The organism is Halomonas sp. SL18_1 (assembly GCF_055755715.1).
In genome coordinates this window covers 1156199-1178910 of sequence record NZ_JBVTRK010000001.1, presented here as the reverse complement: position 1 = coordinate 1178910, position 22712 = coordinate 1156199, and the positions used below count along the sequence as shown (strand labels likewise).

General features: G+C 66.5%; 18 protein-coding genes and 5 pseudogenes. 10 read left to right on the top strand and 13 right to left on the bottom strand.

Features of this window, described 5'->3' with window-relative positions:
• Positions 1-14 precede the first annotated feature (14 nt).
• Both ACSJDS_RS05980 and ACSJDS_RS05975 read left to right on the top strand, forming a co-directional pair.
• Complete coding sequence (locus ACSJDS_RS05980; RefSeq protein ID WP_473032472.1) at positions 15-728, top strand: 16S rRNA (uracil(1498)-N(3))-methyltransferase; 714 nt, start codon at positions 15-17, stop codon at positions 726-728.
• Positions 729-1071: 343 nt separating this feature from the next.
• Positions 1072-1656 (top strand): PRC-barrel domain containing protein, encoded by a 585-nt coding sequence (locus ACSJDS_RS05975; RefSeq protein WP_473032471.1) that lies wholly within the window; start codon positions 1072-1074, stop codon positions 1654-1656.
• Between the two features lie 76 nt (positions 1657-1732).
• Here the strand turns inward: ACSJDS_RS05975 and ACSJDS_RS05970 are convergent.
• From ACSJDS_RS05970 to ACSJDS_RS05930, 9 genes and pseudogenes are all read right to left on the bottom strand, one after another.
• Positions 1733-2854 (bottom strand): annotated as a pseudogene (locus ACSJDS_RS05970) (lytic murein transglycosylase); the annotation flags it as partial.
• A 245-nt stretch (positions 2855-3099) separates the two neighbouring features.
• The gene (locus ACSJDS_RS05965) at positions 3100-4440 is read right to left on the bottom strand and encodes a DASH family cryptochrome (RefSeq protein ID WP_473032470.1); all 1341 of its coding nucleotides are present in this window, start codon (positions 4438-4440) and stop codon (positions 3100-3102) included.
• A 245-nt stretch (positions 4441-4685) separates the two neighbouring features.
• Positions 4686-5090 (bottom strand): monovalent cation/H(+) antiporter subunit G, encoded by a 405-nt coding sequence (gene mnhG, locus ACSJDS_RS05960; RefSeq protein ID WP_473032469.1) that lies wholly within the window; start codon positions 5088-5090, stop codon positions 4686-4688.
• A complete protein-coding gene (locus ACSJDS_RS05955) occupies positions 5083-5352 on the bottom strand; it encodes an MrpF/PhaF family protein (RefSeq protein ID WP_473032467.1) in 270 nt (89 codons plus the stop codon). Before ACSJDS_RS05955 ends, mnhG begins: the two co-directional genes overlap by 8 nt.
• A gap of 21 nt (positions 5353-5373) precedes the next feature.
• Positions 5374-5847 (bottom strand): Na+/H+ antiporter subunit E, encoded by a 474-nt coding sequence (locus ACSJDS_RS05950; RefSeq protein WP_473032466.1) that lies wholly within the window; start codon positions 5845-5847, stop codon positions 5374-5376.
• Positions 5844-7411, bottom strand: a pseudogene (locus ACSJDS_RS05945) (Na+/H+ antiporter subunit D). Before ACSJDS_RS05945 ends, ACSJDS_RS05950 begins: the two are co-directional and overlap by 4 nt.
• A complete protein-coding gene (locus tag ACSJDS_RS05940) occupies positions 7408-7755 on the bottom strand; it encodes a Na+/H+ antiporter subunit C (protein WP_473032465.1) in 348 nt (115 codons plus the stop codon). The pseudogene ACSJDS_RS05945 and the gene ACSJDS_RS05940 overlap by 4 nt, the downstream one beginning before the upstream one ends.
• A 45-nt stretch (positions 7756-7800) precedes the next feature.
• Entirely contained in the window at positions 7801-8232 is a 432-nt protein-coding gene (locus tag ACSJDS_RS05935) for a Na+/H+ antiporter subunit B (RefSeq protein ID WP_473032464.1), read from the bottom strand.
• Positions 8225-10558, bottom strand: coding sequence for a putative monovalent cation/H+ antiporter subunit A (locus ACSJDS_RS05930; RefSeq protein WP_473034981.1), 2334 nt, complete (start codon positions 10556-10558; stop codon positions 8225-8227). Before ACSJDS_RS05930 ends, ACSJDS_RS05935 begins: the two co-directional genes overlap by 8 nt.
• Before the next feature lie 656 nt (positions 10559-11214).
• Between ACSJDS_RS05930 and ACSJDS_RS05925 the strand changes: the two are divergent.
• The 6 genes and pseudogenes from ACSJDS_RS05925 (at position 11215) to ACSJDS_RS05900 (ending at position 17109) form a co-directional block, all read left to right on the top strand.
• Positions 11215-14024 (top strand): annotated as a pseudogene (locus ACSJDS_RS05925) (monovalent cation/H+ antiporter subunit A).
• Entirely contained in the window at positions 14024-14365 is a 342-nt protein-coding gene (locus ACSJDS_RS05920) for a Na+/H+ antiporter subunit C (RefSeq protein WP_473032463.1), read from the top strand. The pseudogene ACSJDS_RS05925 and the gene ACSJDS_RS05920 overlap by 1 nt, the downstream one beginning before the upstream one ends.
• On the top strand, positions 14365-15906 hold the full coding sequence (locus tag ACSJDS_RS05915; protein WP_473032462.1) for a monovalent cation/H+ antiporter subunit D: 1542 nt from the start codon (positions 14365-14367) through the stop codon (positions 15904-15906). The genes ACSJDS_RS05920 and ACSJDS_RS05915 overlap by 1 nt, the downstream gene beginning before the upstream one ends.
• The gene (locus ACSJDS_RS05910) at positions 15903-16400 is read left to right on the top strand and encodes a Na+/H+ antiporter subunit E (RefSeq protein WP_473032461.1); all 498 of its coding nucleotides are present in this window, start codon (positions 15903-15905) and stop codon (positions 16398-16400) included. The genes ACSJDS_RS05915 and ACSJDS_RS05910 overlap by 4 nt, the downstream gene beginning before the upstream one ends.
• Positions 16394-16663: a K+/H+ antiporter subunit F gene (locus tag ACSJDS_RS05905; RefSeq protein WP_473032460.1), complete on the top strand. Its 270-nt coding sequence runs from the start codon at positions 16394-16396 to the stop codon at positions 16661-16663. Before ACSJDS_RS05910 ends, ACSJDS_RS05905 begins: the two co-directional genes overlap by 7 nt.
• Before the next feature lie 11 nt (positions 16664-16674).
• Positions 16675-17109, top strand: coding sequence for a Na+/H+ antiporter subunit G (locus ACSJDS_RS05900; protein ID WP_473032459.1), 435 nt, complete (start codon positions 16675-16677; stop codon positions 17107-17109).
• A gap of 78 nt (positions 17110-17187) precedes the next feature.
• Here the strand turns inward: ACSJDS_RS05900 and hemH are convergent.
• Positions 17188-18272, bottom strand: a pseudogene (gene hemH, locus ACSJDS_RS05895) (ferrochelatase).
• Positions 18273-18387: 115 nt separating this feature from the next.
• Between hemH and ACSJDS_RS05890 the strand changes: the two are divergent.
• Entirely contained in the window at positions 18388-19983 is a 1596-nt protein-coding gene (locus ACSJDS_RS05890) for a cryptochrome/photolyase family protein (RefSeq protein ID WP_473032458.1), read from the top strand.
• Entirely contained in the window at positions 19980-20378 is a 399-nt protein-coding gene (locus ACSJDS_RS05885) for a thiol-disulfide oxidoreductase DCC family protein (protein ID WP_473032457.1), read from the top strand. The genes ACSJDS_RS05890 and ACSJDS_RS05885 overlap by 4 nt, the downstream gene beginning before the upstream one ends.
• 48 nt (positions 20379-20426) lie before the next feature.
• On the opposite strand, the gene ACSJDS_RS05880 is transcribed toward ACSJDS_RS05885, so the two are convergent.
• The 3 genes and pseudogenes from ACSJDS_RS05880 to dnaB form a co-directional block, all read right to left on the bottom strand.
• On the bottom strand, positions 20427-20729 hold the full coding sequence (locus ACSJDS_RS05880; RefSeq protein ID WP_473032456.1) for a DUF6482 family protein: 303 nt from the start codon (positions 20727-20729) through the stop codon (positions 20427-20429).
• 148 nt (positions 20730-20877) lie between these two features.
• Positions 20878-21171, bottom strand: coding sequence for a hypothetical protein (locus tag ACSJDS_RS05875; RefSeq protein ID WP_473032455.1), 294 nt, complete (start codon positions 21169-21171; stop codon positions 20878-20880).
• A 77-nt stretch (positions 21172-21248) separates the two neighbouring features.
• Positions 21249-22634 (bottom strand): annotated as a pseudogene (gene dnaB / locus ACSJDS_RS05870) (replicative DNA helicase).
• Between the last annotated feature and the right edge of the window lie 78 nt (positions 22635-22712).

Here is a 22712-nt window from a genome sequence, read left to right as displayed (position 1 = left end):
TGCGACGAGGCCCGATGAACCTGATCCTGCTTGCCCCCGAGGACATCGAAGACAGCCGCCAGGCCCGGGTACGCGACCCGCGCCGACTGCGCCACTTGAGGGAGATCCACCGCGCCGGAATCGGCGATCGCCTGACGCTGGGCGTTCAGGGCGGCGGCATCGGCCGCGGCGAGCTCGTGGCGCTTGACGCCCACGAGGCCCGCTTCACGCTGGACGCCATGAACCAGCCGCCGCCCCCACCGCTGCCGGTGCATCTGGTGCTGGCCCTGCCGCGCCCGCGGATGCTGGCCCGCAGCCTCGAGCATGTCACCGCCCTGGGCGTGAAGCAGATCACCCTGCTGCACACCCGCCGCGTGGAGAAGAGCTACTGGCAGTCCCCGGAGCTCGGCGAGCAGAAGATCCACGACCATCTGGTGCTGGGGCTGGAGCAGTCCCGAGACACCGTGATGCCCCAGGTGAACCTGGCCAGGGGGTTTCGCCCCTTCGTCGAGGAGCGGCTGGCGGGGCTGCTGGCCGGGCGGCGCGGCCTGCTGGCGCATCCGGGCATGCCCAGCCCCTGCCCCCGCGGCCTCGACCAGCCCACCCTGCTCATCGTCGGGCCGGAGGGTGGCTTCATCCCCTATGAGGTCGAACGGCTGCTCGAGGCCGGCTGCGAGGGCATCCATCTGGGCCCGCGTATCCTGCGCGTGGAGACGGCGGTGACCGCCCTGCTCGCCCGACTTTTTTAGGTTCTTCGCAGACTGGCGTGAACTTGCCCTGTGGAAGGGGCGGTTCGACGCCTCGACTTCAGCTCGCGAAGTAGCGCGCAGCGCTACCCAAGGGGCGCCTCCGGCGCCTTCGCCCGGCAGAGCCGGCCTCCCACTATAAAACCTGCCAAACATGTTCACGCTAAAGTGCAAAGAACCTTTTTAGATGCCGACACGGTGACAAGGAACTCTGCCCGGCATGCATCAGTCATGAGTGATATGCCCGCCCAAAGGGGCGATGGGTTTGCTGCATCGAGCAGATCGACAGCGCTGAACAAGCTGTCGTCTACACTGAGGGCCACATCATGGAAAAGGAGGACGCCTAATGGCACAGCGCCGCTTTGCAAGGACGACTCTCGCTACCGCCGTGGGCTTGCTGACCGCTAGCCTCGCGGCGGGCGCTCATGCGCAGTACGAGCCCCAGGGCCTCTACTCGGTCCAGTCGATTCTCGACGCCGACGTCTACTTCGAGTCCATCCCGGACACAGAAGCCAGCAGCGTGGCAGACGTGCTGCTCGGGGATGACATGCGGGTTCACGGCCTGGTGGTACGCCCCGACGGCGAACTGGGGCTCGGCGACACCCCGCTGGTGGTCACCAACCCCCACTACCATCTCGTCACCCACGAAGACGCGGACGGCCAGATCACCCACGATGTGATCGTCGACACCCCCGAGGAGGCCCTCGAGGAGATGCCCCACTACGATCAGGACTGGTGGGATCTGGCCCGCGAGCGGGCGCGCGAGGCCTGGGATACCACCCAGGAGGGTGCCATCAGCGCCTGGCACTACACCCGGGAAGGCGCCGACCGCATCGGCGAAGGGGCCGAAAGCGCCTGGGAGCGCACCCAGGAGGGCGCTCAGAGGGCTGGAGAAGCCATTGAGGAGGCCATCGACAACATGACCGACTAGGCCTCCACCATGGCCAACTGCGCCCCTGCCCTTGGCGGGGGCGCTTGTCGTTCGGCCGTGTGTGCCGGGCTAGGGCTCAGCGCTGCAGCCGCTCCAGCAGCCGCCGGGTGGCGAAACCGTCGGGAGTGGTACCGATCTCACGCTGGTAGGCGCGCAGCCCGCGGCGGGTATTGGGGCCCATGATGCCGTCGGCGGCGCCGACATCGAAGCCACGGGCGTTCAAGGCCTGCTGCATGTCGCGGACCTGGCGGCGCGCCAGCGGCTGCTCGTCCCGGGGCCAGCCCGCCACGATACCGTCACGACCGGCGATCTCATTGGCCAGGGTCCCCACCGACAGCGCATAGCTGGTGGCATTGTTGTAGCGCAGAATGGCCCGGTAGTTGGGTCCCACCAGGAAGGCCGGCCCCCGGGCGCCGGCCGGGGCGATCACCGACGCCTGTTCGAACGCCGGCAGCGCCTCACCGCCGCGGGCACGCACGCCCTGCTCGGCCCAGTCGCGACTGCTGCGCCGCGTGGAGAGCTCGGTCTGGGCGTAGTCGAAGTCGTCGGGCAGCTGCACCTCCACGCCCCAGGGCTCGCCCTCTCGCCAGCCGGCACGGGCCAGATAGTTGGCGGTGGAGGCCATGACGTCGGGAATGCTGCCCCAGATATCGCGTCGCCCATCGCCGTCGCCATCCACCGCGTAGGCTTCGAAGCTCGAGGGGATGAACTGGGTGTGCCCCATGGCACCCGCCCAGGAGCCCACCATCTGCTGGGGGGCAATATCCCCGGACTCGATGATCCGCAGCGCCGCCATCAGCTCGCCCGGGCGAAGTCGCTACGGCGGCCGTCGTAGGCCAGGGTGGCCAGCGCCTCCAGGGTGGAAAAGTCACCGAAGTTGCCGCCGTAATTGCTCTCGATCCCCCAGATGGCGACGATGATCTCCGCCGGCACGCCATAGCGGGCTTCCATGCGCCGCGCGGTGTCGCGGTGCTGGGCGAGTTTCTCGGCCCTGGGTCACGCGTGCCGCCGAGACGGCGGTATCCAGGTACTGCCAGATCGGGCGCACGAACTCCGGCTGAGAGCGATCGAGTTCGATCACCCGCGGTCGATAGCGGATGCCGTCCAGGGCGCTGGCCAGGGTCGCCTCGGAGATGCCCTCGGTACGAGCCTCGTCTCTAAAGCGGGCCAGCCAGGCATCGAAGCTAGCGGGGGAGACGGCTCCGCGGCAACGGGTTCGACCGATGCATTGTCGGCGGCCACGGCAGCATCGGGGGGCGACGCCTCGTCGGCGCTGGCCTCGCGCACGGGGCCGCCCTGACAGCCGGTCAGAACGCTTAACAGCAGGCTCAGCCCAAGGGTCCGTTTCAACACGCGATCACTCTCCTGGCAGGGTTCAGGGGGGATCATCGCGCAGATTCGGCGCCACCGCCAGGGCCAGGGACAGTCGAGGAAGAGAGGGAGTCATGGCATCTCCTGATCCGATTCCGGCACAAGCGATAGCGGGCGCTGCGGACCGCCGGGCCGCTCGGCAAGCGCCGGCAGCCAGCGCGCCACATAGGCGCCTTCGAGGTCATAGCGCTGCGCCTGCCATTGCACGTCAAAGCGGTGGGGGCGGCGATTTCTGCCGACGCCGGCAATGTAGCGCCAATTGCCCCAATTGCTGGCCGTGTCATAGTCGATGAGGGTGTGCTCGAACCAGGCCGCCCCGAGGCGCCAGTCGCCTCCGAGCTCGTGGATCAGAAAGCTGGCCACGTTCTGCCGCGCCCGGTTGGAGAGCCAGCCGGTGGCGGCTAGCTCGCACATGGCGGCATCGATGAAGGGCACCCCGGTGCGGCTGTCGCGCCACGCCCGGAAGGCATCGCCGGGCGCCGGCAGCTCGCGACGGCCGTATAGTGCCGCCCCCTCCTGGCGGGCCGCCCAGTGAAAGTAGTCGCGCCACAGCAGCTCGAAGATGACCCAGTAGCTTGATTCGTTGGCGCCATGCTGCGCCTCCCAGGCCCGCACCGCATCGTGCACCTGGCGCGCGGACAGGCAGCCGTGAGCCAGCCAGGGCGAGAGCCGCGTGGAGAAGTCGGCGCCATGAAGGCCGTTGCGGGTCTGCTTGTAGTGCGCCACGGCACCGCTATTCCAGAGGTAGTGCTCAAGGCGGGCAAGCCCCTCGCTTTCGCCGCCGGCAAAGCAGAAGGCCGCTCGCTTATCCGGCAGCCAGCTTTCGGCCCGGCTGCACACCTTGCCCAGAGGCGGCAGCCCCCGCGGGGCGCCCTCCGGCCAGGGCGGCAACGTCACGGGCGGTGGTGCTGCCACCGGCACCGACCAGGCACGCTCCGTCTTGCGGCGAAAAGAAGAGAAGCTGGTCGGCAGGGAGGGCACCGGCATCGGCAGACAGGCCTCATCGAGCAGCATACCTCCATCCAGCTGCCTGAGCGTGACGCTCTTGCCTAGCCGTTGACCAAGCCGCTGCAGGTGCCGAGTCTCGTCCCAGCCAGCGTCTCGCCTGACGCGAACCTGGTCGGCGCCATGGCGCAGCGCCAACTTGGCCACCACTTCCACCGGGTCGCCGATGCGTACCAGGAGGTCGCTGCCGCGCTTGAGCAGCTCGCCGCGCAGGGCAATCAGGCTCTCCCACAGGAAGCGCAGCCTCACCGGCCCCAGGCGCGACACGCCGAGACGGCCCGGCGCCTCGAGCCATTGCCGATCAAGCACATAGACACATAGCAGCTGCTGCGGCGGCGTCTCGAAACGCAGCAGGGGGTTGTCGGCCAGGCGCAGGTCGTGACGCAGCCAGACGAGGGTGAGGCTCATGGCGCATCACCTGTAGCCGTTTTACCGCGACGCGAGGCGATACGCCGTGGACGGCTCCCCCAGCACATGACGAGCAGGTGCGGCTTGCGTGGCATGGCGATTACCTCGAGCGAATAAATGGACAACACATGAATTGTCGTACAGATATCGTACAAGATAAAGCCTTGCGCGCCGCCATCGGCCGACGCCTAATGCCAGAGGCCGCCCGCAGGCGGCCTCTGGCGTCATTCGGTTCCGTATTCCCCTCAGGGCGGGTCGTCGTCCTTCGGCTCGCGCCGGGCGTTGGCCTGGGTCTCCATCCCGCTCTTCAGTTCGTGGGTGAGCGGATCGTAGTTGGGGCGCAGCTCGTCCTTGACCGTGCCGCTCCACAGCTTGGAGCCGACGAAATAGCCGGCACGCCCGATCACATGGGCCGCCACCGGTGCGGTCATCAAGACGAAGACGATGATCGCGAAGGCGCGTGCGGCCACCGCCACCTCGGCGAAGTGCAGCGCCACCGCCAGCATGATCAGGATCACCCCCAGGGCCGCGGCCTTGGTGGTGGCGTGCATGCGGGTCAAAAGGTCCGGCAGGCGCAGGATGCCCAGCGCCGCCAGCAGCATGAACACCGCACCGGATAGAATCAGCGTGCCCTTGACGACCTCAATCATCGCGCGGCCCTCCCCGCTCCAGGAACCGAGCGAAGCCGATGGCGGCGAGAAAGCCCATCAGCGCGATCACGATGGCGGCATCGAGAAAGCTCGACACGTCCATCTTGATGGCATAGACCCCGACCAGCCCCACCACGATGCTGGCAAAGAGCTCCAACGCCACCACCCGGTCGGGCAGGCTCGGGCCGCGCACGACGCGCACGAAGGCGAGAATCAGCGCCAGGGCCATTACCACCTGGCTGATCAGAATCACGGTGTCCATGTCGGCACCTCGTAGTCACGGTCAGCGAAACAGCTCCAGGGCACGGGATTCCATTTCCTTGAGGTTGTGGCGCAGCTCCTCTTCATCGTCGAGGAACATGGCATGAATGTAGAGCACCCGACGGTCGTCGGAGACGTCCAGGCTCAGGGTGCCCGGGGTCAGCGAGATCAGGTTGGCCACCATGGTGATCTCGAGCTCGGTGCGCGCCTCCAGGGGCATAGCGATCACCCCGGGCTTCATGTGCCAGGGCGGCGTGAGGATATCGAAACCGACACGTAGATTGGCCTGTACCAGCTCCCGAATGAAGAAGCCCAGAAAGCGCAGGATGCGCGGGATGCGCGCCGGGTAGCCCTTGAGCGCCTCCACCTGGGGCTCGATCAGCACCAGGGTGACATAGCCGAAGACCAGCCCGACCATCAGGTTGAGCCCCGAGAAATCGCCGCTCAGGACGACCCAGGCGATGGCCAGCAGTAGATTCCAGATGGCACCGGTCATGGGGTCACCTCCTGCGCCTCGATCAGCGCGTCTTCGACGCCCACCTCGGCGCCCAGCACCGCCTCGATATATCCCTGGGGATGCATCGAGCTGCTCCCGGCCTGGTTCATGATACCCATCAGCGGCTCGGCGAAGAGGCCGATCAGCAGCGAAAACAGCGCCAGCACCGCCACCGGCAGGTACATCAGCCACAGGCTCGGCGGCACGATTCGGCTGTCGTCACCGACCACGGTCGCCTCGACCGGCACCCGGTTGTCCTCGGGCAAGGTCTTCCAGAACACCTCGTTCCAGATCTTGACCATGGAGTAGAGGGTCATCAGCCCCACCGCCAGGGCGATGCCCGTCACCACGTAAGCCTCGGCCTCGATGCCCGCCCGCACGATCACGAATTTGGCGAAGAAACCCGACAGCGGCGGAATCCCGGCCAGCGAGAAGGCCGAGAGGAAGAACGCCACGGCCAGCCAGGGCCGCTCACGATAGAGGCCGCCCATCTTCTTGAGCTCGTAGGTGCCCTGCAGCCGGCGGGTGATGCCGCTGATCAGGAACAGGTTGGTCTTGACCACCATGTTGTGCACCACCGCAAAGATCCCCCGGCGATAGCCAGCGGCGTGAACAGCGCCAGCCCCAGGATCATGTAGCCGATCTGGCTGACGATATGAAACGACAGGATACGCCGGAACTCGAACTGCGCCGCCGCCCCCAGCACCCCGGTGACCATGGTCAGCGCTGCCCCCCAGATCAGCAGGTCCTGGGTGTAGCCCAGGGTCTGGTCGAACATCAGGGTGAACACCCGGAACAGTGAGTAGACCCCGACCTTGGTGAGCAGCCCGGCAAACAGCGCCGAGACCGCCACCGGCGGCGTGTGGTAGGAGGCCGGCAGCCAGAAGAACAGCGGGAAGGCCGCCGCCTTGATGCCGAAGGCCACCATGAACATCACCGCCAGCACCTCGACCATGCCCTGGTGCTCGGCCACTGCCAGGCGCTGGGCGATATCGGCCATGTTGAGGGTGCCGACCATGCCGTAGGTCAGGCCGATGGCGGTCAGGAAAATCACCGAGGCGAGCAGATTGAGGGTCACGTACTTGATGGCGCCTTCCATCTGCGCCTTCTCGCCGCCGAGGATCAGCAGCGCGAAGGAAGCCACCAGCATCACCTCGAACCAGACATAGAGGTTGAAGATATCGCCGGTGAGGAAGGCGCCGGCCACCCCGGCCAGCAGCAGGTGCATCAGCGGGTAGTAGCCGAATTTTTCATGCCCCGGCCCGGTGGCGGCCAGCGAATAGATCGCCAGGGCCAGCCCCAGGATGGCGGTCAGCACCACCATCACCGCGCTGAGCATATCGGCCACCAGGGAGATACCGAAGGGCGCCGGCCAGCCGCCCATCTGGATCACCACATAGCCTTCGCGGCTGACCGCAGCGATCAGCCAGAGCGCCACCCCCAGCAGGGCGGCATTGCCGGCCACCGCCACGAAGCGCTGCATGGGGCGCGAGCGCCAGAACAGCAGGGAAACGGCCCCCGACAGCAGCGGGAGGAGGACGGGAAGTGCAACTTCGGGCCTCACGTGTCGGTTTCCTTCATCTTGTCCAGATCATCGGCCTTGACGATTTCATAGGCCCGGCGAATCAGCACCACGGCGAACGCCAGCACGCCGAAGGCGATCACGATGGCGGTCAGCACCACCGCCTGGGGCAGGGGGTCGGCCACCTCGCCCAGCGGCGCCGCCATCCCCTCGGGGATCAGCGGCGGGGCCCCGCGGGTCATGCCCGCCGACGTGAAGATCAGCAGGTTGGCGGCATTCGAGAGCAGGATGAGGCCGATCACCAGCTTGACGATAGAGCGGCGCAGCATCATGAAGATCGCGGCGGCGTAGAGCGTGCCGATGGCCACGGCCATTATCGGTTCCATACGGGACCTCCCTGGCAGGTTGGCGTTGCGGCGAGGGCCAGCGGTTCAGGGTTCATCCTTGTCCACCTCCATCAGCGTCATGACCATGGCCAGCACCGAGCCGAGCACCGCCAGGTAGACGCCGATATCGAAGATCAGCGGCGTCGAGGCTTTGAAGTCGATGCCCGGAATCTCCCACCACTGGGCGGTAAGGAAGGGCTGGTCCATGAACCAGGCGGGAAACACCGAGATCATGCCGAGCAGCAGCCCCATCCCGATCAGGTCGCGGGGGTCGACCATGCGCAGCACGTCGCGGGTGGCACTGACGCCGAAGGCGAACAGATAGAGAGTGAAGGCCCCGGCGGCCACCAGGCCGGCGATGAAGCCGCCGCCCGGCTCATCGTGGCCGCGCAGCAGCAGGAACACCGAGAACAGCAGCTGCAGCGGCATCAGGATACGCGCCGCCGTGTGCAGTATCAGGGTACCGGACTTAACCATCGTACCGCTCCTTCTCCGGGGTCGCTTTCTTGGCCGCCTTGTCGCCGGCGCGCAGCTTGAGCATGGCGATCACACCGATGGCCGCCAGAGCCAGCACGAAGATCTCGCCCAGGGTATCCAGCGCCCGGTAGTCCACCAGGATGACGTTGACGATATTGCGGCCGTGGGCCAGCGGCACGCTGTTGTCGATCATGTAGCCGGAGATCGGCACGAACTGGTCGATGCCCCAGGCGGTCAGCACCAGCAGGGTGATCAGCACCCCTACGCTCCCCGCCACGACGATATCCCGGACCCGCTCCACGGGTGTCGAGAGGCTGGCGAAGCGCGGCAGGCGGAACAGCACCAGCACCAGCAGGATCACCGTCAGCGTCTCTACCAGCAGCTGGGTGATGCCGAGGTCCGGCGCGCTGAACAGGATGAAGGTCAGGGCGATGGAGAAGCCCATGATACCCACCGACACCACGGCGCTGAGTCGCGAGCGGGTGATGGTGGCGAACAGTGCCCCCATCACCAGCATCCCCACCACCACGACCTCGTGGAAGCGCACGTCGACATGAAAGGCGATGGCCGGGGCATGGCGCAGCAGCAGCGAGTTGCCGACCAGGGCGATCAGGGTCAGCACCATCACCATGATGTAGTTGCGCATATAGCCGTTCTGCAGGATCCGGGTCTGCCAGTCGGAGACCACCGTGACCCCGTGCATGAAGCCCTCGTAGCCCGCCTCCGGGCCCCGCGCCATCAGCGGGTCGAGGCGCGCGAGCCGCCCTCGCACCCGGTCCCAGCGGCGGAACAGCGCATAGCCGAGCCCCAGGCTGACCAGCGACATCAGCAGCGGCAGGTTGATGCCGTGCCACAGCGACAGCGACACCTCGATCGGCTCGCCGATCACCGCCGAGGCCGCCGCGGTGAGCAGGCCGGTGCCGGCAAGCATCGGGGTCAGCCCCAGCAGCAGTGACAGCACCGCCAGCACCGCCGGGCCGATCAGCATCGAGGCCGGCGCCTCGTGGGCGACCCGTGGCGTCTGACGGCGCTCGCCGAAGAAGGGCCGCAGGGCGACGATGGCCGCCACCGCGATGGTCAGGAAGGCCGCGGAGAAGGCCAGCAGCACGATCAGCGAGCGAAAGGCACCCGCCTCGAGCACCGACTCGAACATCAGCTCCTTGGCGATAAAGCCAAACAGCGGCGGCACCCCGGCCAGCGACAGCGCAGCGATCAGCGCCACCACCGCGGTGACCGGCATCAACGGCCGCAGCCCCCCCATGGCCGTGACATCCTTGGTGCCGGTCTCGTGGTCGAGAATCCCCGCCACCATGAACAGCGCCCCCTTGTAGAGGGAGTGCGCGAGCAGGAAGGTGACGAAGGCGATCAGCGCCCCGTCGGTGCCGATGCCCAGCAGCATAGTCAGGGTACCCAGCGCCATCACCGTGGAGTAGGCCAGCAGCTTCTTGATATTGGTGTGGCGAATGGCCAGGAAGGCACCGGTGAACATGGTCAGCGCCCCTACCACCGAGAGGATGCCGATCCACATCTCGGTACCGCCCAGGCCCGGCTGCAGGCGGGCCAGCAGGTAGATCCCCGCCTTGACCATGGTCGCGGAGTGCAAATAGGCCGACACCGGGGTGGGCGCCGCCATGGCGTTGGGCAGCCAGAAGTGGAAGGGGAACTGCGCCGACTTGGTAAAGGCCCCGAGCAGCAGGCAGATCAGCAGCGGCGTGTAGAGGTCGTGCTCGCGCAGCACATCGCCCATGGCGTTGAGCTCGGCCAGCGACCAACTGCCGCCGGCGATGCCCAGCATCACCAGCCCGGCCATCAGCGCCAGGCCGCCGGCGACGGTCACGAAGAGCCCCTGGCGGGCCGACTTGCGCGCCTCCAGGTCGGCGTGGTTGAAGCCGATCAGCAGGTAGGAGGTGATGCTGGTCAGCTCCCAGAACACGAACAGCGTCAGCAGGCCGTCGGCCAGCACCAGCCCCAGCATCGAGACCATGAAGGCCAGGATGACAATATGAAAACGCACCAGGTCGCGGTGCCCCTTGAGATAGCCGCCGGCATAGATCAGCACGAAGGTGCCGATCACCGTGATCAGCAGGGCAAACAGCAGCGACAGCCCGTCGACGACGAAGGTCAGGCTCATGCCCAGCGAGGGGACCCACTCCATTGCCAGGGTCAGCGTCTCCCCCTCCATCACCGTGGGCACCTGGCCCAGGAACCAGAGGGCCAGGGCGGCGGGAAAGGCCGCCAACACGAAGCTAGTGCGCTCGCCGAACCAGCGATGCAGCAGCGGCGCGAAGGCGGCCAGCAAGAAACCCGATAGCACGGCTAGTTGCATCATGCAGCTCTCTTTTGGTCAATCCTGTGTCAGGGACTGTCATGGCATGACGCCCGCCGCGCAGGCGCCCCACTCCCTAGGAGCCTGTCGGACTTAACGCTGATCTGCTGCGAAACTCGGGCTTTCGGCCAATTTCATTCGATCTGATTCGTTAAATAGCGCGCTATTCGCCTCATCAGATCGATAAACTTGTCTCGAAATCCGTGTTCCTCGCGACGATCGGTCAAACCCGACAGGCTCCTAGGCAGCCGCCAACCCTACAACGGCTGTACCACGTCCGCTCAACGACAGCGAAGCAAGCTTTCCGGCCAGCGTCGCCGATCGCATTCAACGCTGATTCACGGCGCCTGGCCTACTCCCAATGGATGAGCCTAAGGGGCCCATCCGACGCTGTTTATTGCAGCGCAAAAGCTTTAAACTTTCCGCCGCAGCTGGCAGCACCGGGCCCCGTTCGTCGATGAAACGGCCTGATAGTATAGCGATTTTCCGCCGTTTCTTCATATACCGCCCGCCTGACGCCAGCCGCGCGATCCGCCGATCGCCGCCAATCCCGATGAGCCTCTGTGTGGTATCCGGGTGCATCGCACGCCACGACACCATGACCCAAGCGTGGCGCTGACACCACCCTAGCCGCCGTCAGAATGGACGAGCCACCGATGTCATTGCTGTGGATTCCGCTTCTCACCATCGTCGGCACCCTGGTGCCGGTGATGACGTCTCGCCGTGGTCGCAAGGTCTGTGTCGCCACTACCCTGATCGCCCCGCTACTCGCGCTGCTGCTGGTGCTGTTTCACGCCCCGGCGGTGATCGGCGGTGAAGTGGTCAGCGTCCAGCTCAGCTGGATGCCGCTGCTCGGCCTCGACCTGGCACTACGCATCGACGGACTAACCCTGCTGTTCGCGCTGCTGATCCTGGGCATCGGCAGCCTGATCCTGCTGTACGCCGGTTTCTACCTCAGCGCCGAGGAGGACGACGGCCGCTTCCTCTCCTACATGATGCTGTTCATGACCGCCATGCTCGGCATCGCCATGGCCGATAACCTGATTCTGCTATGGCTGTTCTGGGAGCTGACCAGCATCTCCTCGTTCCTGCTGATCGGCTTCTGGGGCCACCGCAGCGACGCCCGGCGCGGCGCACGCATGGCGCTGACCGTGACCGGCGCCGGCGGCCTGGCGCTGCTCGCCGGCTTCCTGCTGATCGGCCAGGCCGCCGGCAGCTTCGCCCTGGGCGAGGTGCTGGCGGCCGGCGACGCCATCCGCGCCTCGGCGCACTATCCGCTGATCCTGCTGCTGGTGCTGTTCGGCGCCTTCACCAAGTCGGCCCAGTTCCCCTTCCACTTCTGGCTGCCCCATGCCATGGCGGCGCCCACCCCGGTGTCGGCCTTCCTGCATTCGGCCACCATGGTCAAGGCCGGGGTCTTCCTGATGGCGCGCCTCAATCCCGCGCTGGGCGACAGCGCCCTGTGGGCCATCACGCTGTCGCTGGTGGGCCTGGCGACCCTGCTCTATGCGGCCTGGTTCGCCCTGCTCGAGCGCGACTTGAAGGGCATCCTGGCCTTCTCCACGGTCAGCCACCTGGGGCTGATCACCCTACTGCTGGGGCTGGGCAGCCCGCTGGCCATCGTCGCCGCGGTGTTCCATATCCTCAACCACGCCACCTTCAAGGCGGCGCTCTTCATGAGCGTGGGGATCATCGACCACGAGACCGGCACCCGGGACATCGACCGCCTGGGGGCGCTGTGGTCGATGATGCCGCTGACCGGCACCATGACCCTGCTGGCCGGGGCCGCCATGGCCGGGTTCCCGCCGTTCAACGGCTTTCTCTCCAAGGAGATGCTCTTCGAGCAGAGCCTGGTCAATGACGTCCTGGGCGCCCTGAGCGGGCTGATCCCCCTGCTGGTGGTGATGGGGGCGGTGCTCTCGGTGGGCTACTCGCTGCGGCTGGTCTGGAGCCTGTTCTTCGCCGCCCCCAAGCTGACCCGCGAGCAGAAGGCCCAGCCGCCCATGCAGGTGCACGACCCGGCCCGCGGCATGCTGGCGCCCGGGCTGTTCCTCGCCGCCATGAGCCTGCTGGTGGGACTCTTCCCCATGACCCTGGCGGCCCCGCTGGTCAATGCCGCCAGTCTCGCGGTACAGGGCGACACTACCCCGCTGTTCACCCTGGCGCTGTGGCACGGCCTCAATCTGCCGCTGGTGATGAGCCTGGCGGCCGTGACCGGCGGCGTGCTGGTGCTTATCTATCACAAGCGCTTCGCCGGTATCGCCGCACTCTTCCCGTCGCGCGATGCCAGCCTGATCTTCGAGGCGGTCATGCTGCGCCTGATCAAGGCCACCCTGTGGCTGACCCTGCGCCTGGAGAACGGCTCGCTGCAGCGCTACCAGGCGCTGCTGATCCTCACCGCCCTGGTGATGACCGGCATCGGCCTGTCACAGCTCAACGCCCTGACCGGCGAGCGCGGCCTGCAGCCGCTGGATGGCATGCTGCTGCTGGGGGCGGGGCTGATGATCTTCGGCGCCATCGGCAGCGCCCTGAGCCACCGCTGGCGGCTGGTCTCGCTGCTGATGCTCTCGGTGGTGGGCCTGTCGGTGTCGCTCACCTTCGTGCGCTTCTCCGCCCCGACCTGGCGCTGACCCAGCTGTCGGTGGAAGTGGCCTCGATGATCCTGATGATCCTGGCCCTGTTCTTCCTGCCCCAGCGCCCCCCGCTGATGGTGTCGGGACGACGCATCGTGCGCGACCTGGTGCTGGCCGCCTCCCTGGGCCTGATCGTGGCCATGCTCAACTATGCCCTGCTGACCCGCGAGACGCTGACCATCGCCGACTATTTCCTGCGCGAGGCGGTGCCGGGCGGCGGCGGCACCAACGTGGTCAACGTCATCCTGGTGGACTTCCGCGGCTTCGACACCCTGGGCGAGATCACCGTGCTGACCCTGGCGGGACTGGCTACCTTCAAGCTGCTCAATCGCATGCGGCTATTCATGCCCGCCGGCAACCTGGAGGGCATCCGCTGGTCGCGCCATCGCTATCCGCTGATCCTCTCGGTGGTGGCGCAGATCCTGCTGCCGCTGGCGCTGCTGGTCTCGGTCTATATCTTCTTGCGCGGTCACAATCAGCCCGGCGGCGGCTTCATCGCCGGCTTGATCACCTCGGTGGCGCTGATCCTGCAGTATATGGCTCGCGGCCACGACTGGACCCGTGAGCGCCTGCCGCTCTCCTACCCGGTGGTAGCCGTCACGGGCCTGGCCATCGCCACCGGCACGGGGCTCGCCAGCTGGCTGTTCGGCTATCCCTTCCTGACCTCGGCCTTCGATCACTTCCATATCCCGCTGATCGGCGAGATAGAGCTGGCCTCCGCCATGCTGTTCGACGTGGGGGTCTTCCTGGCCGTGGTCGGGGCGACTCTGATGATTCTGATCAACCTGGGTCGGATCACCACCATCCACCGCCCAAGCCTGGAGGAACGCTGATGGAAGCCCTGTTCTCGCTGGTGGTCGGCGTACTCACCGCCAGCGGCATTTACCTGCTGCTGCGCGGGCGCACCTTCCCCGTGATCGTAGGCCTGGCGATGCTGGGCTATGCGGTCAACCTCTTTCTGTTCTCCACCGGCGGCCTCAATACCCATGCCGCCGCGGTGATCGGCGAATCGCTCACTCCCACCGACCCGCTGCCCCAGGCGCTGGTGCTCACCGCCATCGTCATCGGCTTCGCCATGACCGCCTTCGTGGTGATCCTGGCGATCCGCGCGCGCAGCGAGCTGGGCTGCGATCATGTCGACGGCCAGCAGGGCGAAGAGGGGGATGCACGCTGATGCCTCAACACCTGATCGCCCTTCCCATTCTGCTGCCGCTGGTCGGCGCCCTGGGCCTGCTGCTGGCCGGCAAGGCCTCGGATGCCGCACACCGGCGCGTCAGCGTGGCGCTTACCGCCGCTCTGCTGGTGGTCAGCCTGCTGCTGCTGAAGCGAGCCGCCGGCGGTGAGCTCGCCTTCTATGCCCTGGGCAACTGGCAGGCGCCCTTCGGCATCGTGTTGATGCTCGACCGGCTCTCGGCGCTGATGCTGACCCTGACCGCGGCGCTGGCGCTGGGCTGCGTGCTGTTCGCCTGCGCCGGCGACGACGCCCGCGGCAGCAACTTCCACGGGCTCTTCCAGCTGCAGCTGGTGGGGCTCAACGGCGCCTTCTTGACCGGCGACCTGTTCAACCTCTTCGTCTTCTTCGAGATCCTGCTGCTGGCCTCCTATGCGCTGCTGATGCACGGCGGCGGCAAGGCACGGGTCGCCGCCGGCCTGCACTACGTGATCCTCAACGTCGCCGGCTCGGCGCTCTTCATCATCGCGCTGGGCGTACTCTACGGCGCCACCGGTACCCTCAACATGGCCGACATGGCCCGGCGCATCGCGGTCATGTCCGGCGACGAGGCGGCTCTGGTCACCGCCGGCGCGCTGCTGCTGATCGTGGTGTTCAGCCTCAAGGCGGCGCTGCTGCCGCTCTACTTCTGGCTGCCGCGCACCTACGCCTCGGCACCGGCGCCGGTGGCGGCGCTGTTCGCCATCATGACCAAGGTGGGGCTCTACGCCATCCTCCGAGTGCACTCGCTGATCTTCGTCGACAGCCCGGCCGAGGCGGCCATTACCGCCTGGCTATGGTGGTCGGGCCTGGCCACCATCGTGCTGGCCGCCGTGGGGGTGCTCGCCGCCCGCGACCTGCGTCCGCTAATCGCCTACCTGGTGCTGGTCTCGGTGGGCACCCTGCTGGCGGGCACCGCCCTGGGGACCCCGGCGGCCACCACCGCGCTGCTCTACTACCTGCCCCATACCACCCTGATCTGTGGGGCGCTGTTCCTGATCGCCGAGCTGCTTGGCCAGCAGCGCGGCAAGGCCGGCACCCGCCTGGTACGCGCCCGCCGGCTGCATCAGCGCTTCCTGCTTGGCGGGCTGTTCCTGATCGCCGCGGTGGGGGTCGCCGGGCTGCCCCCGCTGGCCGGCGCGCTGGGCAAGCTGCTGCTGATGCAGGCCACCGAGGGCAGCGCCCGGCTGTGGCTGTGGCCGCTGCTGCTGCTGGCCGGGCTCTGCGCGCTGATCGCCATGTCGCGGGCCGGCTCGGTGTTCTTCTGGGCCAGCTACAAGGGCGAAGTGGCCACCGGCAAGGTCAGTCGTGCCCAGCTTACCGGGGTGGCCTGGCTGCTGGCCAGCGCCCCCCTGCTGGTTGCCTTCGGAGGGCCGATCAGCGCCTACACCCAGGCCACCGCCCAGCAGCTCGCCAACCCGCAGCAGACGATCGTTGAACTATTCGGCGAGCCACCCGCCGCGCAGGCGGCCACCTTCCACGAGATCAACGGGGAGGCACCATGAGAGCCCTGGGACGCTATCTACCCACTCCCACCCTGTCGCTGGTGCTGCTGACGGCCTGGCTGCTGATGGTGCGCAGCCTCGCTCCGGGCCAGCTGCTGCTAGGGGCCTTTCTGGCGGTGGGGATTCCACTGCTCACCCAGCGTTTCTGGGAACCGCTGCCCCAGGTCAAGCACCCGGTCAAGCTGGCCTGGTTCGTGCTGGTGGTGCTGTTCGACATCGTCAAGGCCAACGTGCAGGTCAGCTTGATGATCCTGCTGCCCAAGCGCGAGCCGCATCCCGGCTTCATCGAGTATCCGCTGCAGGTCAAGGACCGGTTGGCGATCACCCTGCTGGCCAACACCATCACCATGACGCCGGGCACGGTCTCCACCAATATCCGCCTGGACGGCTCCTCGCTGCTGATCCACGCCCTGGACATGAGCGACGAGCAGGCGCTGATTCGCGAGATCCACGAACGCTATGAGCGGCCGCTCAAGGAGATCTTCGAATGCTAGACACCGCGCTGATGATCAGCCTGACGCTGATCGTGCTGGCCATGTCGATGAACATCTACCGGCTCGCCATCGGCCCTGACATTCCCGACCGGCTGCTGGCCCTGGACACCCTCTACGTCAATACCATCGCCCTGATCGTGATGCTGGGGCTGTGGCTGAACACCAAGACCTACTTCGAGGCGGCCATCCTGATCGCCATGCTGGGCTTCGTCAGCACCATGGCCATCTGCCGCTACCTGCTGCGCGGCGATATCATCGAGTAAGGGGGGACGCCATGACGTTCTATGTCATTGTCGAGGGCATCATCGCCTTCCTGCTGGTCGCCGGTGGCGTCTTCGCCTTCACCGGCTCGCTGGGCATGCTGCAGTTCAAGGACTTCTTCATGCGCCTGCACGGCCCCACCAAGGGCACCACTCTGGGCATTGGCTGCATCCTGATCGCCTCGATGCTCTACTTCTCGGTCACCCAGCGGGAGCTGCACATTCAGGAACTGCTGATCACCCTGTTCCTGTTCATCACCGCTCCGGTGACCGGCCACATGCTGGCCAAGACCGGCCTGCACATGCACCTGCGCTTCATTACCGGCACTCGCGGGTCGGTGCCCGAGTTCCGCGACGAGGACGTCGGCCAGAGCCGGGTGGCGCGTCCGGCCCGCGCCAAGCATCCCTGGAAGTACCGCAAGGCCAAGCGCTCGCGGCTGCGCCGCTAAGAAGAAACCCCAGAACGCGAAAGGCTGCCATCCAGGCAGCCTTTCGCGTGATAGGGAGCGGTCGGCCAGGCCAGGCGGTCAGCACCACCCCGAGAGCTCGCGACGAATGACCGTCAGCAGCGCCTCGATGTGATCCTCGCGGTCGTTGAGACAGGGGATATAGGTGAAGGTCTCGCCCCCGCCTCGAGGAAGCTGTCGCGAATCTCCTCCTCGATCTCCTCCAGGGTCTCCACGCAGTCGGCGGAGAAGGCCGGTGAGATCACCGCGATATGCTTCTTGCCCTGACGGGCCAGCTCTGCCACGTGATCCACCGTTTGGGGCCCCACCCACTCCTCGGGGCCGAACTGGGACTGGAAGGCAGTCTGAATGGTGTCGCCCTCCCAGCCCAGCGCCTCGCGCAGCAGCCGCGTGGTCTTCTGGCACTGACAGTGGTACGGGTCGCCTTCCAGCAGATAGCGCTTGGGCACCCCGTGATAGGAGGCCACCAGTACCTCGGGACGCGAGGCGGCCGCCTGGTAGGCCTCGCGCACCGAGTTGGCCAGGGCCTCGATATAGCGTGGCTCGTCGAAGTAGGCCGGCACGGTGCGCAGGGCGGGCTGCCACTTGAGTTTCATCAGGGTGCGGAAGGCCTGATCGTTGGCGGTGGCGGTGGTCGGCGACGCGTACTGGGGGTAGAGCGGGAAGAACAGGATCTTCTCGCAGCCCTGCGCCTGCATGCGCCTGAGCACGCTATCGGTGGAGGGGTTGCCGTAGCGCATGCAGAAGTCCACCACCACCTGCTCGCCAAACTGCTCATGTAGGCCCTCGGCGATCTTACGGGTCTGGTCACGGGTGATGGTGAGCAGCGGACTCTCGTCTTTCTCAGTGTTCCAGATACCGCGATAGGCGGCGCCGGAGCTGAACGGACGCTTAGTGAGGATGATCAGCTGTAGCAGCGGCTGCCACTTCCAGCGCGCATAGTCGACCACCCGCTGGTCGGAGAGGAACTCGTTGAGGTAGCGACGCATGGACCAGTAGTCGGTGGCATCCGGCGTGCCCAGGTTCGCCAGCACCACCCCGACCCTGGCCCGGGGAATGGGAGGATGGTCCGCCGGAGCATGCTGAAGGCGTCCGCTGCCGGGGCTGTCCAGGTCGGGCTGATTGTCCGAGTTCGCTGGGGTCATGCGTGAGGTTCCTCCGGGTCGATGGTGTGCAGTGGGGACAGTCTATCAGGAGTGTCGCTTGGGAGTCGGATAAAGTTGTACCATAGGGGATAATTGTACAGCCTGAGAACAAGCCATGTCCTACCCCCTGATTCTGGTGCTCGGCGACCAGCTCAGCCTCGACCTGGCCAGCCTGCATCACCGCTCGGACAGTGCCGTGGTGGCGCTCTGCGAGGTGGCCGGCGAGGGGCGCTACGTCCCCCACCATCCCCAGAAAATTGCCATGATGCTGTCGGCCATGCGTCACTTTGCCGCATCGCTGCGTGAGCGCGGCAGGCGGGTGCATTACAGCGCCCTGGAGGATCCGGACAACACCCAGGATCTCATCGCCGAAGCGGAGCGGCTTGCCAGCCTCTACGGCTGCGACGAGATCATCGCGGTTCGCCCCGGCGAGTGGCGGCTATGGCAGGCCATGCGCGAGCGCGCTGCAGCTCCCCTGCCCTGGCGGCTACTCGAGGACGACCGTTTCTATACCACGCCGAGCGACTTCGCTGACTGGGGCCATGGCCGACGCGCCCTGCGCATGGAGTACTTCTACCGAGAGCAGCGCCGCCGTACTGGGCTGCTGATGGAGGACGAGGCGCCCGCCGGCGGCAAATGGAACTTCGATGAGGCCAACCGCCAGCCACTGTCGGCATCGGCACCTCTCCCCGAGCCCCCGCACCATGGCCGGGATGCCACGACGAAGGCGGTACTGACCCTGGTGGCGGAGCACTTCGGTGACCATTTCGGCGACCTGAAGGCCTTCAACTGGCCGGTGACACGGCGCCAGGCACTGGTCGACCTGCGCCACTTCCTCGCCCATGCCCTGCCCGATTTCGGGCGCTACCAGGACGCCATCCGTGACGACGCGCCGTTCCTGTTCCACTCGCGGCTCTCGGCGGCGCTCAACCTGGGGCTGCTCTCGCCCCGGGAGGTGTGCGAGGCGGCCGAACGGGCCTACTACGCGGGTAGCGCCCCGCTCAACTCGGTGGAGGGATTCATTCGTCAAATACTGGGCTGGCGGGAGTTCGTGCGTGGGATCTACTGGACCCGCATGCCCGACTACAAGCGGGAAAATCGGCTGGGCGTCGAGGGTAGCCTGCCGGCCTGCTACTGGAACGGCGAGACCGACCTGCGCTGCCTCAGGCGCGCCATCGAGATGACCCGCGACAACGCCTACGCTCACCATATCCAGCGGCTGATGGTCACCGGCAACTTCGCCCTGCTCTGCGACGTGGCCCCCGAGGCGCTGTGCGACTGGTACCTGGCCGTCTATGTCGACGCCTGCGAGTGGGTGGAGCTGCCCAATACCCTGGGGATGGTGCTTCATGCCGATGGCGGCCTAATGGGTTCAAAGCCCTACTGCGCCTCTGGCAAGTATATCCATCGCATGTCCGACCACTGCCGACACTGCCGCTACGATCCAAAGAAGCTGACCGGCGAGGACGCCTGCCCGTTGAACAGCCTCTACTGGGGCTTCCTGGAGCGTCACGCCGAGACCCTCGCCGCCAACCCGCGCATGAAGCTGATCTACGGATCGCTCGCGCGCATGGGCGAGGCGAAGCGCGCCGCCCTTCGCCAGCAGGCCGACGCCTTCCTGGCCAAGCTGCCTCGCGCCGCGGCCTGGGACGAGGCGGGCGAGGCGCAGCGCACCCACCACCTGGCCGGCTACCGGGAGGAGCGCCCATGAGCCGCCGCGAGTCACTGGCCGCCAGGCCCCCCGTCACCCTCTATCACGATGGCCGCTGCCCGCTGTGCCAAAAGGAAGTGCAGTGGCTGAGCCGCCACCCTCGAGGCAACCGGATACGGCTGGTGGATATTCAGGCGCCGGGCTTCGATCCGCAGGCCCTGGGCATACGTTTCGAGGCGATGATGGGAAAACTGCACCTGCGCGATGTCGACGGGCGCTGGTTCATCGGCATGGACGCCAGCCGGGCCCTCTACGCCGTGCTCGGCTATCGCCGGCTGGTCTGGCTGAGCTGCCTGCCGGGGGTGGCCACCGTGATGGATGCAGGGTATCGCGGGTTTGCCCGCCGCCGGGTGCGCCTGGGGCGCTGGCTGGAGGGGCGGCGGCGGAAGCGGTAGGGAAAGGCGCTGCCTGGATGGCGAGGATTCGTCCGAAAAGCCGGCGAGCTAGAAGACCAGCGGCATGCGCGAAGTGAGCGGATCCTGGTAGTGGGCCTCGCGGCCGATCACCTCGTCCTGGGGAACGTGCTGGACCAAGTAGGCACGGTGGATTCCGGCCCGCTTGAGCTCCAGGTAGACATCCTCGAGCGAGCGGAACACCGTGGGCTTGCCTCGCCGACTCAGCATGTGGCGAGCACCTTCCACGTCTTCCAGCTCCACTTGATAGCAACGGCTGCCGCTATGGGTGATGACGCGAATCTCGAAATTGTCGTGGCGCGCCACGAAGGCCTTGAGGTCGTCGAATTCCATGTTTACCTCCATGTGGTCGACAGTCTGGCGGATAGCAGTAAATACAAAAGTGGGCACAGCCTGACTGTGCCCCGTGACAGCTGCATTAACCTGCTATTTCAAAGCTGTGACCACCGGGCAAACGCCGGGTTCCCGCTGTTACACGGCGTTACTGGTAGCTGCTGGGATCGATGGCCTTGGCCAGGGAGTTGCGGTCGACCCACTTGCCGGCCTTGGTCTCCTTGTAGCGAAACACCACCCGATCGCCGACCGCAACGCCCAGCTCGGCCTCTTCGGTCTGATAGCTGTAGGCCTCGCCGTCGACCACCAGATGGAAACGATAGAGGTCGGGCATGCCCAGCCACTCCTTGAAGGGCCCCTCCCGCTCCAGCGATTGCAGCTCGCCACGAGCCTCTAGCTTCGGGGTACGCTGGCGCTTACCGCGCCGAAATCCGCCTGCCATGCTGCCTCCTTCGGGGTGATCTGTCAGGGGGTCGGCATTATACGGTGCCCGTCTTCAGGCTCAAGTGCCGCCGGCACTCAGTCGCCGAAGGAGTCTCCGTAGCTGTCCGGCGCCAGATCCTCGAACCGGGTGTACTTGCCGATGAAGGCCATGTGCACCGTGCCGATGGGGCCGTTACGCTGCTTGCCGATGATCAGCTCGGCCAGCCCCTGGTTGTCGGGGTTATCCGGATTGTAGACCTCGTCACGGTAGACGAAGGTAATGATGTCTGCATCCTGTTCGATGGCGCCGGATTCACGTAGGTCCGACATCACCGGACGCTTGTTGGGCGCTGCTCCAACGAGCGGTTGAGCTGGGAGAGCGCCACCACCGGGCAGCCGAACTCCTTGGCCAGTCCCTTGAGGGAGCGGAGATCTCCGAGATCTCACCGGTGCGGTTCTCCGAGAAGCCGGGAATCTGCATCAGCTGCAGGTAGTCGATCATGATCAGCGCCAGGTTGCCGTGCTCGCGCACCACCCGGCGAATGCGCGAGCGCATCTCGTTGGGCGACAGGGCCGCGGTATCGTCGATGAACAGCTGCTTGTCCTTGAGCAGGTTGACCGCCGAGGTGAGTCGCGGCCAGTCCTCGTCCTCCAGCTGGCCGGTACGCACCCGAGTCTGGTCGATCCTGCCCAGGGACGAAAGCATGCGCAGCATCAGCGACTCCGCCGGCATCTCCATGGAGAACACCATGACCGGCTTCTCGCTGGCGATCACCGCATGCTCCACCACGTTCATGGCGAAGGTCGTCTTGCCCATCGAGGGCCGCCCGGCAATGATCACCAGGTCGGAGGGCTGCAGCCCCGAGGTCATCTCGTCCAGGTCGCGAAAGCCGGTGGAGAGCCCGGTCATCTCGCCCTGCATGTTGAACAGCTCGTCGATGCGATCCACGGCCTTGGCCAGCAGCTCGCTCATGCCCACTGGACCGCCCGTTTTGGGGCGCTCCTCGCTGATCTGGAACACCAGCCGTTCGGCCTCGTCGAGCAGCTCATCGGCGGGGCGGCCCTGGGGGAGAAGGCGCCGTCGGCGATCTGGCTGGCGGCGCGGATCAGCTTGCGCAGGGTGGCGCGCTCGCGAACGATATCGGCATAGGCGCGAATATTGCTGGCCGAGGGGGTATTGCGCGCCAGCTCGGCAAGGTAGGCCAGCCCGCCCACGGTCACCAACTGGTCGCGCCCCTCCAGCGCCTCGGAGAGGGTCACCACGTCCAGCGGCTGGCCGGCCTCGGCGAGCCCGATCATGACGTTGAACACCAGGCGATGCTCATGGCGGTAGAAGTCGTCAGCCACTAGGCGGTCGGCCACGTTGTCCCATGCCTGGTTGTCGAGCATCAGACCGCCCAGCACCGACTGCTCCGCCTCCAGCGAGTGGGGCGGCACCTTCAGGGCGGCGGTTTCCTGATCCAACTCGACGGTGTCGTTCATGGCGGTCAGCGAGCCTCGGCAGCAGAGTAAGCGGCGCTCATCTACCCCATCGCCCGGCGACACCCCATGGCCACATGC